Annotated in this window: 12 protein-coding genes; 4 read left to right on the top strand and 8 right to left on the bottom strand. The window is 59.4% G+C overall.

Translation table 11 applies throughout. The features are described from left to right. Window positions 1–8 precede the first annotated feature (8 nt). The 7 genes from rsmG to rpmH form a co-directional block, all read right to left on the bottom strand. Window positions 9–659, bottom strand: coding sequence for a 16S rRNA (guanine(527)-N(7))-methyltransferase RsmG (rsmG, locus tag Q6A47_RS03605; RefSeq protein WP_304483054.1), 651 nt, complete (start codon window positions 657–659; stop codon window positions 9–11). Next, window positions 656–2,548 (bottom strand): tRNA uridine-5-carboxymethylaminomethyl(34) synthesis enzyme MnmG, encoded by a 1,893-nt coding sequence (gene mnmG, locus Q6A47_RS03600; RefSeq protein ID WP_304483053.1) that lies wholly within the window; start codon window positions 2,546–2,548, stop codon window positions 656–658. Before mnmG ends, rsmG begins: the two co-directional genes overlap by 4 nt. 496 nt (window positions 2,549–3,044) lie before the next feature. Beyond that, a complete protein-coding gene (mnmE, locus tag Q6A47_RS03595; protein ID WP_304483051.1) occupies window positions 3,045–4,415 on the bottom strand; it encodes a tRNA uridine-5-carboxymethylaminomethyl(34) synthesis GTPase MnmE in 1,371 nt (456 codons plus the stop codon). Between the two features lie 86 nt (window positions 4,416–4,501). Next, on the bottom strand, window positions 4,502–6,184 hold the full coding sequence (yidC, locus tag Q6A47_RS03590; protein ID WP_304483050.1) for a membrane protein insertase YidC: 1,683 nt from the start codon (window positions 6,182–6,184) through the stop codon (window positions 4,502–4,504). A 2-nt stretch (window positions 6,185–6,186) separates the two neighbouring features. Further along, on the bottom strand, window positions 6,187–6,432 hold the full coding sequence (yidD, locus tag Q6A47_RS03585; RefSeq protein WP_011536514.1) for a membrane protein insertion efficiency factor YidD: 246 nt from the start codon (window positions 6,430–6,432) through the stop codon (window positions 6,187–6,189). Further along, entirely contained in the window at window positions 6,425–6,829 is a 405-nt protein-coding gene (gene rnpA, locus Q6A47_RS03580; protein WP_037028324.1) for a ribonuclease P protein component, read from the bottom strand. Before rnpA ends, yidD begins: the two co-directional genes overlap by 8 nt. Before the next feature lie 13 nt (window positions 6,830–6,842). After that, window positions 6,843–6,977, bottom strand: coding sequence for a 50S ribosomal protein L34 (rpmH, locus tag Q6A47_RS03575; protein ID WP_003253163.1), 135 nt, complete (start codon window positions 6,975–6,977; stop codon window positions 6,843–6,845). Window positions 6,978–7,564: 587 nt separating this feature from the next. Between rpmH and dnaA the strand changes: the two genes are divergently transcribed. Genes dnaA through gyrB form a run of 4 tightly spaced genes read left to right on the top strand, consistent with a single transcriptional unit; the run spans window position 7,565 to window position 13,787 of the window. After that, window positions 7,565–9,100, top strand: a complete 1,536-nt coding sequence (gene dnaA / locus Q6A47_RS03570) for a chromosomal replication initiator protein DnaA (protein ID WP_304483047.1) — start codon at window positions 7,565–7,567, stop codon at window positions 9,098–9,100. A 40-nt stretch (window positions 9,101–9,140) separates the two neighbouring features. Then, window positions 9,141–10,244 (top strand): DNA polymerase III subunit beta, encoded by a 1,104-nt coding sequence (dnaN, locus tag Q6A47_RS03565; protein WP_029614323.1) that lies wholly within the window; start codon window positions 9,141–9,143, stop codon window positions 10,242–10,244. Between the two features lie 14 nt (window positions 10,245–10,258). Further along, window positions 10,259–11,362: a DNA replication/repair protein RecF gene (recF, locus tag Q6A47_RS03560; RefSeq protein ID WP_039582178.1), complete on the top strand. Its 1,104-nt coding sequence runs from the start codon at window positions 10,259–10,261 to the stop codon at window positions 11,360–11,362. A 4-nt stretch (window positions 11,363–11,366) separates the two neighbouring features. Beyond that, window positions 11,367–13,787, top strand: a complete 2,421-nt coding sequence (gyrB, locus tag Q6A47_RS03555; RefSeq protein ID WP_039582175.1) for a DNA topoisomerase (ATP-hydrolyzing) subunit B — start codon at window positions 11,367–11,369, stop codon at window positions 13,785–13,787. Window positions 13,788–13,890: 103 nt separating this feature from the next. Here gyrB and Q6A47_RS03550 read toward each other — a convergent pair whose 3' ends face one another. Further along, complete coding sequence (locus tag Q6A47_RS03550; RefSeq protein WP_304483046.1) at window positions 13,891–15,195, bottom strand: sigma-54 interaction domain-containing protein; 1,305 nt, start codon at window positions 15,193–15,195, stop codon at window positions 13,891–13,893. Window positions 15,196–15,202: the final 7 nt, after the last annotated feature.

Here is a 15,202-nt window from a genome sequence, read left to right as displayed (position 1 = left end):
GTTCCCAGTCAAGCCTTGCGGCGCAGTATCAGCAGATGGCGCTGGCCCTGGCAACCTGGAACGGTCAGGGCCTGCTCGCTTTCCACTGTGAAGTCTGCGGGCAATGCTACCAGTTCATCGGCAGGATGCAGCCCTTTCATTGCAAGCCATTGCGTCTTGGCATCGCCGAGGTGGCGAGTCCAGTTCGTGAAGTTCTCCATGCTGCTGAATGCCCGGGAGATGATTCCGCAGAACGGCTGCTCAGGCTTCACCTCTTCCACCCGGCTGTGGATAACGTTGAGGTTGTCGAGCTTGAGCTCCATCTTCACCTGGGTGAGGAAGCGAGTCTTCTTGCCATTGCTGTCGAGCACGGTGATGTGCTTTTGCGGATGCAGGATGGCCAGCGGGATACCGGGCATGCCGCCGCCACTGCCGACGTCGAGCCAACGCTGAGTGTCGCTGTGGATAAACGGCATGACGCTAAGGCTGTCGAGCACGTGGCGCGACACCATCTCATCCGGGTCGCGCACGGCCGTCAGGTTGTAGGCCTTGTTCCATTTGATCAACAGGGCCAGGTAGGCCAACAACTGGGCGTGCTGCTGCTGGTTCAGTTCGACACCAAGCTGCCGCGCACCTGTGGACAACTCTTCGGCGTGTTGCGGGGTGACCAAGACACTCAAGCGCTTTGCTCCAATTCGCGGCCGGCGCCGCGTTTCTTCAGGTGAATCAGCAACAGGGAAATAGCGGCCGGGGTGACGCCAGGAATCCGCGAAGCCTGGCCCAGCGTCTCGGGACGGGTCTGGCCGAGTTTGCCCTGGATTTCCTTGGACAGTCCGGAAATACCGGTGTAGTCGATATCCACAGGGAGCCGGGTGTCTTCGCTGGCCCGCAGTCTGGCGATCTCGTCCTGCTGGCGGTCGATGTAGCCCGCGTATTTGGTCTTGATCTCGACCTGTTCGGCCACCTGTGGATCGATGACGTCACCGCCGGTGGCCTCGACCAGACCGGCATAGTCGATCTCAGGCCGTGCCAGCAGGTTGAGCAGGTTGTACTCGTGGGCCAGTGGTGTGCCGAACTTATCCACAACCGCTTGGCCTTGTGGGGTACCCGGACGAATCCAGGTGCTCTTCAGGCGCTGTTCTTCGCGCTCGATGCCTTCGCGCTTGGCGCTGAACGCAGCCCAGCGCGCATCATCGATCAAGCCCAGCTCACGACCCTTCTCGGTCAGGCGCAGATCAGCGTTGTCCTCGCGCAGAATCAGCCGGTACTCGGCGCGCGAGGTGAACATGCGGTAAGGCTCCTGGGTACCCAGGGTGATCAGGTCGTCGACCAGTACGCCGATGTACGCCTCGTCGCGGCGCGGGCACCACGCCTCGCGACCTTGTGCGCGCAACGCCGCATTGGTGCCGGCCAGCAAGCCCTGCGCGCCAGCCTCTTCGTAACCGGTGGTGCCGTTGATCTGACCTGCGAAGAACAAGCCGCCGATGACCTTGGTTTCCAGGCTGTATTTCAAATCGCGCGGATCGAAGTAGTCGTACTCGATGGCATAACCCGGACGCACGATGTGCGCGTTCTCCATGCCACGGATCGAGCGCACCAGCTCGAGCTGGACGTCGAACGGCAGCGAGGTGGAGATACCGTTGGGGTACAGCTCATGGGTGGTCAGGCCCTCAGGCTCGATGAACACCTGGTGGCTTTCCTTGTCGGCGAAGCGGTGGATCTTGTCTTCGATCGACGGGCAATAACGCGGGCCGACCCCTTCGATCACGCCGGAGTACATCGGTGAACGGTCGAGGTTCGAGGCAATGATTTCATGGGTGCGGGCGTTGGTATGGGTGATCCAGCAGCTCACTTGACGCGGGTGCATGGCGGCGTTGCCCATGAACGACATGATCGGGATCGGCGTGTCACCCGGTTGCTCGGTCATGACCGAAAAGTCCACGGAACGTCCATCGATGCGCGGCGGCGTACCGGTCTTCAGGCGACCGACGCGCAGCGGCAGTTCGCGCATGCGGTGGGCCAGGGCGATCGACGGTGGATCGCCGGCACGCCCGCCGGAGTGATTCTGCAAACCGATGTGGATAAGTCCACCGAGGAAGGTGCCGGTGGTCAGCACCACGGCATCGGCGAAGAAACGCAGACCCATCTGCGTGACCACGCCTTTGACTTGGTCCTGCTCGACGATCAAGTCGTCGCACGACTGCTGGAATATCCACAGGTTGGGCTGGTTTTCCAGAATTTCGCGCACCACCGCCTTGTACAGGGCCCGGTCGGCCTGGGCGCGAGTAGCGCGCACGGCCGGGCCCTTGCGGTTGTTCAGGACGCGGAACTGGATCCCGCTCTTGTCGGTGGCCAGCGCCATGGCGCCGCCGAGCGCATCGATTTCCTTGACCAGGTGGCTCTTGCCGATACCGCCGATGGCCGGATTGCAGCTCATGTGGCCGAGGGTTTCCACGTTGTGGGTCAGCAGCAGGGTTTTTACACCCATGCGTGCAGACGCAAGCGCAGCCTCGGTACCGGCATGGCCGCCGCCGATGACGATCACTTCAAAACGGGAAGGGAAATCCACCACGCACCTCGTGCCTGTTTTTGCGAATAGAGAAGGTAAGCCGACAAGTATAGGGGGTTCACCCGCTCCATTGAAACCGGTTGAGCAAAATTTGATCAGGCTGTGGATGAATGGCAGACAATAGAAATCAAAGAGGAAAAAGTTAAAGAAGCTTTGTTTTTATGTTTATTCTTATGCAGCTCCCCTTCTGTGGATAAAAGGCTACAGGCCTTTATTACCAGGGTTTACAAGGATTCAAAACCCTGTGCCGAACCCGACCTGAGGGCTTTGGATAAGGCCGTTTAACCTGTGGATTAAATGACTACTTACGCACAGGGAGCCTTATCCTCAGAAAAAAGGCCCGGTTATCAACGGAGCTGAAGGAGGGTTTTCCACAGGGCTTAGGTGCACGGTATGCAGTCTGTGGACAGCCACGATGCAGGTCACGGTCCCCTCTTTTGACAGACGAAAAAAAGCCGCTCGGGTCAGAGCGGCTTGGGTGAGACGGTGCGCTGCGTCATTTACCGATGCAGAAACTCGAGAAGATCCGTCCCAGCAAATCGTCCGAGCTGAATGCCCCAGTGATTTCGCCCAGCGCCTGTTGGGCCTGGCGCAGGTCTTCTGCCAGCAACTCCCCTGCCCCAGCGAGTGTCAGTTGCGCTCGACCATGCTCCAGGTGCTCGCTGGCGTGACGCAGCGCGTCCAGGTGACGGCGTCGCGCACTGAAGCTGCTCTCGGCGGTCTGTTCATAGCCCATGCAGGCCTTGAGATGATCGCGCAGCAAATCCAGTCCGCTGGACTCGCCTTTAGCGCTGAGGGTAAGGGTCACGTGTCCATCTTCGCTCTGCACGAGGCCTACGGCCTCACCACTCAGATCGGCTTTGTTGCGGATCAGCGTGACCTTGGCCGGGTTGGGGCGTTGGTCGAGAAACTCAGGCCACAGCGCGAACGGATCGTTGGCTTCTGCCGCGGTGGAATCCACCACCAGCAACACTCGATCGGCTTCGGCGATGGCCTTGAGTGCGCGCTCGACACCAATCTTTTCCACATGGTCTTCGGTATCGCGCAGACCTGCGGTGTCCACCACGTGCAGCGGCATTCCGTCGATGTGGATATGTTCGCGCAGGATGTCCCGCGTCGTACCGGCGATGTCGGTCACGATCGCCGCCTCGCGCCCCGCCAACTGATTCAGCAGACTGGACTTGCCGGCGTTGGGCCGACCTGCGATCACCACTGTCATGCCATCGCGCAGTAACGCGCCCTGCCCCGCTTCACGCTGGACTGTGGATAACGCTTCGCGTACCGCGTCGAGCATCCCTAGCACATGACCGTCGGCGAGGAAATCGATCTCTTCCTCAGGGAAGTCGATGGCGGCCTCGACATAGATCCGCAAGGCAATCAACGCCTCGGTGAGTGCATGCACGCGCTTGGAGAAGGCACCTTGAAGCGAGCGCAAGGCGTTACGCGCCGCCTGGGCGGAACTGGCCTCGATGAGGTCGGCGATGGCTTCGGCCTGGGCCAGGTCGAGCTTGTCGTTGAGAAAGGCGCGCTCGCTGAATTCGCCAGGACGTGCCAGACGGCAACCCAGCTCCACACAGCGCTGCAGCAGCATATCCATCACCACAGGACCGCCATGGCCCTGCAGCTCGAGCACATCCTCTCCGGTGAAGGAATTAGGCCCGGGGAAATACAGGGCGATGCCCTCATCCAGCACCAGACCGTCTTGTGCACGGAAAGGGCCGTAATGAGCGTGACGCGGCGTCAGCGTGCGACCGGTGATGGTCCGCCCCGCTTCGCTGGCCAGCGGTCCTGACAGACGGACGATACCCACACCACCGCGGCCCTGTGCGGTGGCGATGGCAGCAATGGTTTCACGCACTGAATTCATGCTCTAGGCCTTTGTTAGGAATTCGTCAGATAGCAAAAACGCCCCACTAGGGGGCGTTTTTATTCACAGGCAAACCGGGCTGCCCGTCAAGCGGCAGCTTTTTTGGTCGCTGCTTCGATGCGGCGGGTGATGTACCACTGCTGAGTGATGGACAAGCAGTTGTTCACAACCCAGTACAGCACCAGACCGGCTGGGAACCACAGGAAGAAGAAGGTGAAGATGATCGGCATCATTTTCATGACCTTCGCTTGCATCGGATCCGGCGGTGTCGGGTTCAAACGCTGCTGGATGAACATGGTCGCGCCCATGATGATCGGCAGGATGAAGAACGGATCCTTGATCGACAGATCGGTTATCCACAGCATCCACGGCGCTTGGCGCATCTCGACGCTTTCCAGCAGTACCCAGTACAGGGCCAGGAACACCGGCATCTGCACCAGGATCGGCAGGCAGCCGCCCAGCGGGTTGATCTTCTCTTTCTTGTACAGCTCCATCATCGCCTGGGACATCTTCTGGCGATCGTCACCGAAGCGTTCCTTGAGCTGGGCCAGCTTCGGCGCCACGGCACGCATGCGCGCCATCGAGCGATAGCTGGCGGCCGAGAGCGGGAAGAACAGCCCTTTGATGAGCATGGTCAGGACGATGATCGACCAGCCCCAGTTACCCAGCAGGCTGTGGATATGTTGCAGCAGCCAGAAGATCGGCTGAGCGATGAACCACAGGAAGCCGTAGTCGACGGTGAGTTCCAGGCCTGGGGACAACTCTTTGAGCTTGGACTGGATCTTCGGACCGGCATACAGCATGGCGCTGGTCTCGGCCTTGCCACCGGCAGGTACGTTAAGCGCCGGACCGGTGTAACCGATGATGTAGTTGCCTTGGCTGTCCTTGCGAGTCTGCACGACGTTGTTGTCAGACTTGGCCGGAATCCACGCGGTGACGAAGTAGTGCTGCAGCCAGGCGACCCAGCCGCCCGACACATTTTCTTTCAAACTGCCTTTGTCGATGTCCTTCATCGACACCTTCTTGTACGGTTCCGAACTTGTCCACAGGGCGGCGCCCAAGTAGGTGGCAGTGCCGGTAGCGGTGCTCGAAGACGGATCGGAACTGGCGTCGCGCTTGAGCTGGGCAAACATGTTGCCGGTCCAGGGCGCGGCGCTCTGGTTGTCGATCAGGTAGCTGACATTCAGGTCGTACTCACCGCGCTTGAAGCTGAAGCGCTTGATGTAGTTGACACCGTTGTCGCTGAACTTGAGGTCGACCACCAGTTGGTCCTGACCGTTGGCCAGTTGGTAGCTCTTCTGCTCGGCGGCATACAGCGGACGGCCGGTGGAACGGGCGTCTGGACCGTCGGTGCCGGTCAGACCGCTCTGGGCCAGGTAGACGCGCTCGCCACCGTTGTCGAACAGCTGGAAGGCGATGTCCGGATGATCCTGACGACGTGGGTACTTGGGCAGGGTCAACTGGACGATGTCGCCGCCGACCGGGTCGATAGCCAGGTCCAGGACGTCGGTCTTGATCCGGATCAGGTCCTTGCTGACAGCGACTGGCGCGATTTCAGCAGGGCTGGCCTCGGCGTTGGCGCTCGGCACGTCGGCGCTGGCGCCAGTGTTGCTGGCCGCAACGGTATCCGACAGGGCCGGTGCAGCGTTGTTGGCCGCCGTGTGCTGAGTCGGCAGGGCTGCCTGGCCATAGTCCTGGTTCCACTTGAGGACCAGCACATAGGACACGATTGCCAGGGCGACGATCAGGATCGTGCGTTTAATATCCATGATTACTCGGCTATCGAAGAAGTTCGGGAAGAAGGAGCTGGCGGGACGGGATCGAAACCGCCGTCGTTCCACGGATGACAACGACCCAGGCGACGAACGGCAAGCCACCCGCCACGCAGGAGGCCATGGTTTTCAATGGCTTCGTACGCGTAACAGGAGCAACTGGGATAGAAACGACAGTGACTGGCCATCAGAGGACTAATGGCGTAACGGTAGAACTGGATCGGAACGAGGGCCAGTTTACGCATCGTGACTGTCTACCCGTGCGGAATCGGCAGGTACCGCTGGAGCGGGCCGACCGCGGGCCAGACGCTTCCAGAGTTTGCCAAAGTGTTGGTGCAATTCTGGGTTTTCCACCTCGCCCAACCCCTTGCGCGCGACGATCACGATATCCAGCCCGGCCAGACTGTGCTGGTGCAGGCGGAACGAGTCGCGCATCAAGCGTTTGAGGCGATTGCGCTGAACGGCGAGCTTGACGCTCTTCTTGCCGATCACCAAGCCGAGGCGTGGATGATCCAACCCGTTCTCGCGAGCAAGGATAAGCAGGTTTTTCCCTGGAACCTTGCCGGTTGGGGAGTCAAAGACCGCTTTGAAATGCCGGGGTGTAAGCAGTCGCTTGTCCCGACTGAAGTCCTGACTCACCACCTGTACCGAAAAATCAAATGGCCAGACGCTTACGGCCTTTGGCACGACGACGCGACAGAACGGCGCGGCCGTTCTTGGTGGCCATACGAGCACGGAAACCGTGGGTGCGCGCGCGCTTGATGGTGCTTGGTTGGAAAGTACGTTTCATGGCGTGTTACCTGGGTTGTCGACAACGGGCCGGGATGGCCCCCTTTTTAAGAGACCGGCGATTCTAGAGAAAGCAAGGCAATAGGTCAATTTCCAACCAACATTCCTTGAAGGTGCGCCTTCCAGGTGATCGGGTGCCTGGAACGCCCGTCGGCCCATCGAGCACGTTCAGTCGCTTAACATGAAAAATAGAAAGGACATATTTAAAGCTTTTCTGAAGAACTTATAAATCTTATGTGGACAAGTATCTGTGGATAACCAGCTGAAGGCCTTATTCCATAGGTTGTACAGAGAATCATAAGTATGTCGGTAACAGGTGCTGCGGCTGTGCTCATCAGACAAATAACCTGTGGATTGAATAGGGCCTTATCCACAGATGATTTATCCACAGCGTTGAGCATAGGGTTGTGCATAGCCCTCATGCTGGGTTATCCACAGTGCTTATGAGCGATCCCCTGCGTTGTACTGGTCGTTAAATGGCAGATATGGCACGTCCCAATCCTCGGTCTCGTGTGGATAAGTGGCCGCTCGCCCGGTACAATGGCGGTTTGCTTTTGCCTCATCCGGCTTTCAACTCAGGGGATATCCGTGTCAGTGGAACTTTGGCAGCAGTGCGTGGAGCTTCTGCGCGATGAACTGCCTGCCCAGCAATTCAACACCTGGATCCGTCCGCTACAGGTCGAAGCCGAAGGCGACGAGTTGCGCGTCTATGCGCCTAACCGTTTTGTCCTCGATTGGGTCAATGAAAAGTATCTCGGCCGCCTGCTCGAACTGCTGGGTGAGCAAGGCAGCGGCTTGGCGCCGGCGCTTTCGCTGTTGATCGGCAGTCGTCGTAGTTCTGCGCCAAGGGCCGCGCCGAACGCACCGGTGAGTGCAGCGATGGCGGCATCTTTGGCTCAGACTCAGGCCAAGCAGGTGGTGCAGCCGGCCGCTGCGCCAACTGTAGCCGTCGCCGCAGTAGCGCCTGTCGAGCCTGCGTCGGTCAGCGAAGCCGAATCGCCCGCCAACAATGTCTACGACACCACAGACGAGCCGACCCCAGCTCCAGTTGCCGCCACGCGTAGCGAGCAACGCACTGTGCAGGTCGAGGGCGCGCTCAAGCACACCAGTTACTTGAACCGTACCTTCACCTTCGAAACCTTCGTCGAGGGTAAGTCCAACCAGTTGGCACGCGCAGCCGCCTGGCAGGTGGCCGACAATCCCAAGCATGGCTACAACCCACTCTTCCTTTATGGTGGCGTCGGTTTGGGTAAGACCCACTTGATGCATGCTGTGGGTAACCACCTGTTGAAGAAGAACCCGAATGCCAAGGTCGTCTACCTGCATTCCGAGCGTTTCGTCGCCGACATGGTCAAAGCCTTGCAGCTCAATGCGATCAACGAATTCAAACGGTTCTACCGCTCGGTGGACGCGCTGTTGATCGACGACATCCAGTTCTTCGCGCGCAAAGAGCGTTCCCAGGAAGAGTTTTTCCACACCTTCAACGCGTTGCTCGAGGGGGGTCAGCAGGTCATTCTCACCAGCGACCGCTATCCCAAGGAAATCGAAGGCCTGGAAGAACGCCTCAAGTCGCGGTTCGGTTGGGGCCTGACGGTTGCGGTCGAGCCACCTGAACTGGAGACTCGCGTTGCGATCCTGATGAAGAAGGCCGACCAGGCCAAGGTGGAACTGCCCCACGATGCGGCGTTCTTCATCGCCCAGCGTATTCGCTCCAACGTTCGCGAACTGGAAGGTGCGCTCAAGCGGGTGATCGCCCATTCGCACTTCATGGGGCGTGATATCACCATCGAATTGATCCGCGAGTCGCTCAAGGATCTGTTGGCACTGCAAGACAAGCTGGTCAGTGTGGATAACATTCAGCGCACCGTGGCCGAGTACTACAAGATCAAGATCTCCGATCTGTTGTCCAAGCGCCGTTCGCGCTCTGTGGCTCGCCCGCGTCAGGTGGCCATGGCCCTGTCCAAAGAGCTGACCAACCACAGCTTGCCGGAGATCGGCGACATGTTCGGCGGCCGGGATCACACCACGGTGCTGCACGCCTGCCGCAAGATCAACGAATTGAAGGAATCCGACGCGGACATCCGCGAGGACTACAAGAACCTGCTGCGCACGCTGACCACCTGATGGGTGACGGCGCAGCTTATTGAAGGCAAGGGACTAGACCATGCATTTCACCATTCAACGCGAAGCCCTGTTGAAACCCCTGCAACTGGTCGCAGGCGTCGTCGAGCGCCGCCAGACCTTGCCGGTCCTGTCCAACGTCCTGCTGGTGGTACAAGGCCAGCAACTGTCGTTGACCGGTACCGACCTGGAAGTCGAACTGGTTGGCCGCGTGCAATTGGAAGAGTCGGCCGAGCCCGGCGAAATCACCGTTCCGGCGCGTAAGCTGATGGACATCTGCAAGAGTCTGCCCAGTGACGCGCTGATCGATATCAAGCTCGACGAGCAGAAGTTGTTGGTCAAGGCCGGGCGCAGCCGCTTCACCCTATCCACGCTGCCCGCCAATGATTTCCCCACTGTAGAGGAAGGTCCGGGGTCGCTGACCTGCAATCTGGAGCAGAGCAAGCTGCGTCGCTTGATCGAGCGCACCAGCTTCGCAATGGCTCAGCAGGATGTGCGCTACTACCTCAACGGTATGTTGTTGGAAGTCTCGACCGACACACTGCGCGCCGTCGCCACCGACGGCCATCGTCTTGCGCTGTGCGCAATGCACGCGCAGATTGGTCAGGCCGAACGCCATCAGGTCATCGTGCCGCGCAAAGGTATTCTTGAACTGGCCCGACTGCTGACTGACCCGGAAGGTATGGTCAGCATCGTGCTGGGCCAGCACCACATTCGCGCGACCACGGGGGAGTTCACCTTCACCTCGAAACTGGTCGATGGCAAATTCCCTGATTACGAGCGTGTACTGCCTAAGGGCGGCGACAAGTTGGTCGTGGGTGATCGCCAGGCCCTGCGTGAAGCGTTCAGCCGTACCGCGATTCTCTCCAACGAAAAGTACCGTGGCATCCGTCTGCAATTGGCTTCGGGTCAGCTCAAGATTCAGGCCAACAACCCGGAGCAGGAAGAGGCCGAGGAAGAGATCAGTGTGGACTACGAAGGCGGCTCGTTGGAGATCGGCTTCAACGTCAGCTACCTGCTGGACGTTTTGGGTGTGATGACCACTGAGCAAGTTCGTTTGATCCTGGCCGACTCCAACAGCAGTGCGCTGTTGCAGGAAGCCGGCAATGACGACTCGTCCTACGTCGTCATGCCGATGCGCCTGTAATCGTAGCAGGCCCAATGTCCCTTCGACGTCTGTCGGTCACCGCGGTGCGAAACCTGCACCCGGTGACCCTCTCTCCCTCCCCCCGCATCAACATCCTCTACGGCGCTAATGGCAGCGGCAAGACCAGTGTGCTCGAAGCGGTTCATCTGCTTGGGCTAGCGCGCTCGTTTCGCAGCACTCGCCTGAATCCTGTCATTCAATACGAGCAGCCGACCTGTACGGTTTTCGGTCAGGTCGAGGTGTCAGACGGGGCGACCAGTAACCTGGGTGTTTCGCGTGAGCGGCAGGGCGATTTCACGATTCGCATAGATGGCCAGAACGCGCGCAGCGCAGCTCAATTGGCTGAGATGCTCCCCCTACAACTGATCAACCCCGACAGCTTCCGGCTATTGGAAGGCGCGCCCAAGGTACGCCGACAGTTTTTGGATTGGGGTGTGTTCCACGTGGAACCTCGATTCATGGCTACCTGGCAGCGCCTGCAGAAGGCCCTGCGGCAGCGGAACTCGTGGCTGCGACATGGTACACTTGACGCCGCTTCGCAAGCCGCCTGGGACCGGGAATTGTGTCTCGCCAGCGCGGAAATAGATGAATACCGTCGCAACTACATCAAGGCCTTGAAGCCCGTCTTCGAGCGAACCCTGAGTGAACTGGTCGAGCTGGACGGATTGAGCCTTAGCTACTATCGAGGCTGGGATAAGGATCGGGATCTTAGCGATGTCCTGTCCACTGCGCTGCTTAGAGACCAGCAGATGGGCCACACCCAGGCCGGTCCTCAGCGTGCAGATCTACGTCTAAGATTGGGCGCCAACAACGCGGCCGACATCCTCTCACGGGGTCAGCAAAAACTGGTGGTTTGTGCCCTGCGTATTGCTCAGGGACACTTGGTTAGCCAGGCTCGCCGCGGTCAGTGTATTTATCTGGTGGATGACTTGCCGTCCGAACTGGACGAGCAGCACCGCCGTGCGCTATGCCGCTTGCTTGAAGAATTACGCTGCCAGGTGTTCATCACCTGTGTAGATCACGAATTACTGAGGGAAGGCTGGCAGACGGATACGCCAGTTGCTTTGTTCCACGTGGAACAAGGCCGTATCACCCAGACCCACGACCACCGGGAGTGAAGGCATGAGCGAAAATCAAACGTACGATTCCTCCAGCATCAAGGTGCTGAAAGGGCTGGATGCCGTGCGCAAGCGTCCCGGCATGTACATTGGCGACACCGATGATGGTAGCGGCCTGCACCACATGGTCTTCGAAGTGGTCGACAACTCGATCGACGAGGCGCTCGCCGGTCATTGCGATGACATCACCGTCATCATTCACCCTGACGAATCGATCAGCGTGCGCGACAACGGTCGCGGTATTCCGGTCGACGTACACAAGGAAGAAGGGGTTTCCGCCGCTGAGGTCATCATGACCGTCCTGCACGCAGGCGGTAAGTTCGATGACAACTCCTATAAAGTATCCGGCGGCCTGCACGGTGTAGGCGTCTCCGTAGTGAACGCGCTGTCGGAAAAACTGGTGTTGACCGTGCGTCGCAGCGGCAAGATCTGGGAGCAGACCTACGTTCATGGCGTACCACAGGCGCCGATGGCGGTTGTCGGTGAAAGCGAAACCACCGGTACCCACATCCACTTCAAGCCCTCGGCTGAAACCTTCAAGAACATTCACTTCAGCTGGGACATCCTGGCGAAGCGGATTCGTGAGCTCTCTTTCCTCAACTCGGGTGTCGGCATCCTGCTGAAGGATGAGCGGTCGGGCAAGGAAGAGTTCTTCAAGTATGAGGGCGGTCTGCGCGCCTTCGTCGATTTCCTGAACACCAACAAGACGCCGGTCAACTCTCAGGTGTTCCACTTCAACGTCCAACGAGACGATGGTGTGGGCGTTGAAGTCGCGTTGCAGTGGAACGACAGCTTCAACGAAAACCTGCTGTGCTTCACCAACAACATTCCTCAGCGCGATGGCGGTACTCACCTGGTGGGCTTCCGCTCTTCGCTGACGCGCAGCTTGAACAACTACATCGAGCAAGAAGGTCTGGCCAAGAAGAATAAGGTTGCGACCACGGGTGACGATGCGCGGGAAGGCCTGACTGCGATCATTTCGGTCAAAGTGCCGGATCCCAAGTTCAGCTCGCAGACCAAGGACAAGCTGGTCTCCTCGGAGGTGAAGACCGCCGTGGAACAGGAGATGAACAAGTACTTCGCCGACTTCCTGTTGGAGAACCCCAACGAAGCCAAGGCAGTGGTCGGCAAGATGATCGACGCCGCGCGTGCTCGAGAAGCAGCGCGTAAAGCGCGGGAGATGACTCGCCGTAAAGGTGCGCTGGACATCGCCGGTCTGCCGGGGAAACTGGCCGACTGCCAGGAAAAGGATCCTGCCCTTTCCGAACTGTACTTGGTGGAGGGCGACTCTGCAGGTGGCTCGGCCAAGCAAGGTCGTAACCGGCGCACTCAAGCGATCCTGCCTCTGAAGGGTAAGATCCTGAACGTCGAAAAAGCGCGCTTCGACAAGATGATCTCCTCCCAGGAGGTCGGCACGCTGATCACTGCGCTGGGCTGTGGCATCGGTCGCGACGAGTACAACATCGAGAAACTGCGCTACCACAACATCATCATCATGACCGATGCTGACGTCGACGGTTCGCACATCCGTACGCTGCTGCTGACCTTCTTCTTCCGCCAGTTGCCCGAGTTGGTCGAGCGTGGCTACATCTACATCGCTCAGCCGCCGCTGTACAAGGTCAAGCGTGGTAAGCAGGAGCAGTACATCAAGGACGACGAGGCCATGGAGGAATACATGACCCAGTCGGCCCTCGAAGATGCCAGCCTGCACTTGGACGAGTCTGCGCCCGCCGTGTCCGGTGTCCAGCTCGAGTCCTTGGTCAACGACTTCCGTACGGTAATGAAGACGCTCAAGCGCCTGTCTCGCCTGTACCCGGAAGAGCTGACCGAGCACTTCATCTACCTGCCAGAAATCACTCAAGCTCACCTGGGCGAGCACGCCACCATGCAAGCCTGGCTGCCCAAACTCCAGGAACGACTGAATAGCTGTCAGAAGTCTGGCTTGAGCTACAAGGTCAGCCTGCGCGAGGACAAGGAGCGCAGCCTGTGGCTGCCGGAAGTGGAAGTCACTTCCCACGGCCAGGCCAGCTACGTGACCTTCAACCGAGACTTCTTCGGCAGCAACGACTACCGCTCGGTCGTGGGTCTGGGTAACAAGCTGGCGACGCTGCTCGGTGAAGGCGCTTATGTTCAGCGCGGTGAGCGTCGCAAGGCGGTGACCGAGTTCAAGGAAGCGCTGGACTGGCTGATGAACGAAAGCACCAAGCGCCATACGATCCAGCGATACAAAGGACTGGGTGAGATGAACCCGGATCAGTTGTGGGAAACCACCATGGATCCGACTGTGCGCCGTATGCTCAAGGTCACCATTGAGGATGCCATTGCAGCCGACCAGCTGTTCAACACCCTGATGGGCGACGCCGTAGAGCCGCGCCGCGACTTCATCGAAAGCAATGCCCTGTCGGTGTCCAACCTGGACTTCTAATCGTCCTCCACCGTCAGCGCATCAAAAAAGCCAAGGCCTCACCCGCCTTGGCTTTTTTGTTTCCACTGAAGAGTGTTCCACGTGAAACACTCAAAAAAGTTGCTCACGACTCGAGGTCTCTAAGCCTCCGATAAAGCGTCCGCTCACTCATTCCAAGCTGTTTAGCAAGCTCACGTCGAGAGCCGTTGAAACTGTCCAGCGCTTGAGCCAGTGCCTTCAGTTCATGCAATTCACGTTTGTTCGTGCCCAAAGGGGCCTGCGCACCGCCCTCATCCAGCAGATGGTTTGCGCGAATCACACCGTCGTCGGCGAACAGCCAGGCACGCTCCAACAGGTTGCGCAGTTCACGAATGTTTCCGGGAAACGGATGCAGGCTAAGCCGCTCCAGCGCATCCGTGTCCACCTGAGCTTTGCCTTTGCCTGCAATGCGTTGCAGCAGACTGTCGATCAACAGCGGCAGGTCTTCGACCCGCTCGCGCAGCGCGGGTAGGCGAATGGGGAAGCCGCTGATGCGGTAGTAAAGGTCTTCGCGAAAGCTGCCGTCGGCCACCATGGCCTTGAGTGGTTTGTGGGTGGCCGAGACCAGACGGAAATCCGAGTGCACGGTGCGCAGACTGCCTACCGGTCTGAAGCTCCCGGTCTCGATGAGCCTCAGCAACTTGACCTGCATGGCCAACGGCACTTCGCCGATTTCATCGAGGAACAGCGTGCCCCCATGGGCGGCCTCGGCTAGGCCGATTTTGCGTTGGGTCGCTCCGGTAAAGGCACCCTTCTCGTAGCCGAACAGCTCGCTCTCGAACAGCGACTCGGTCAGCCCGGTGCAATCGACCACCACCAGCGGACCATTGGCCCGCGGGCTACCCAAGTGCAATGCACGGGCGAACAACTCCTTACCGGTGCCCGATTCCCCCTGAAGCAGCACAGGAATCTGCGCGGGTGCAGCACGTTGCAGACTGGCCAGCGCGGCCTTGAATGCGCTGGACTGTCCGACCAGGCCTTGCTGCTGGGGCTGGGCTGCAGCGAGGGTGATGCTGGTCAGGCGTTCGACGAACGCGACCACCCTGCCCTGTTCGTCCAGGATGGGCCGCAGTTCCACGTCGACATGTTCCGGTCCACGCGGGGTGTGATGAATGTGCAAGACCCGCTCCGGCACCTTGCTGTCCCACGCCTTGCGCATCGGACAGTGCTCGCCGGCCTGATCGCAGGGCACCGCATAGTGGTGGGACACCCGATGGCATTTCTCGCCCAGTGGGGCACGGTCCTCTACGGCGAACTGGCGCCGATAAGCCGCATTGGCGGCCAGGATGTTGTAGTCGGTATCGAGCACGATGCTGGGCAGCGCATCGTGTTCCAAGTAGGAAACCAGCGCCAGGATGGCAGGATGGTGTGCAGCCGCGAGCTCGGACATAAGGGCA

Source organism: Pseudomonas boreofloridensis, assembly GCF_030580795.1.
Lineage (GTDB): Bacteria > Pseudomonadota > Gammaproteobacteria > Pseudomonadales > Pseudomonadaceae > Aquipseudomonas > Aquipseudomonas boreofloridensis.
The sequence above is the reverse complement of the archived record's forward strand: the minus strand, read 5'-3'. Positions and strand labels throughout refer to the sequence as shown.

Excerpts from the sequence above, each read along its gene's own strand:
- gyrB (WP_039582175.1), top strand. The coding sequence starts at position 11,367 with ATGAGCGAAAATCAAACGTACGATTCCTCCAGCATCAAGGTGCTGAAA.
- yidD (WP_011536514.1), bottom strand. The coding sequence starts at position 6,432 with ATGCGTAAACTGGCCCTCGTTCCGATCCAGTTCTACCGTTACGCCATT.
- rpmH (WP_003253163.1), bottom strand. The coding sequence starts at position 6,977 with ATGAAACGTACTTTCCAACCAAGCACCATCAAGCGCGCGCGCACCCAC.
- yidC (WP_304483050.1), bottom strand. The coding sequence starts at position 6,184 with ATGGATATTAAACGCACGATCCTGATCGTCGCCCTGGCAATCGTGTCC.
- mnmE (WP_304483051.1), bottom strand. The coding sequence starts at position 4,415 with ATGAATTCAGTGCGTGAAACCATTGCTGCCATCGCCACCGCACAGGGC.
- Q6A47_RS03550 (WP_304483046.1), bottom strand. The coding sequence starts at position 15,195 with ATGTCCGAGCTCGCGGCTGCACACCATCCTGCCATCCTGGCGCTGGTT.
- dnaN (WP_029614323.1), top strand. The coding sequence starts at position 9,141 with ATGCATTTCACCATTCAACGCGAAGCCCTGTTGAAACCCCTGCAACTG.
- recF (WP_039582178.1), top strand. The coding sequence starts at position 10,259 with ATGTCCCTTCGACGTCTGTCGGTCACCGCGGTGCGAAACCTGCACCCG.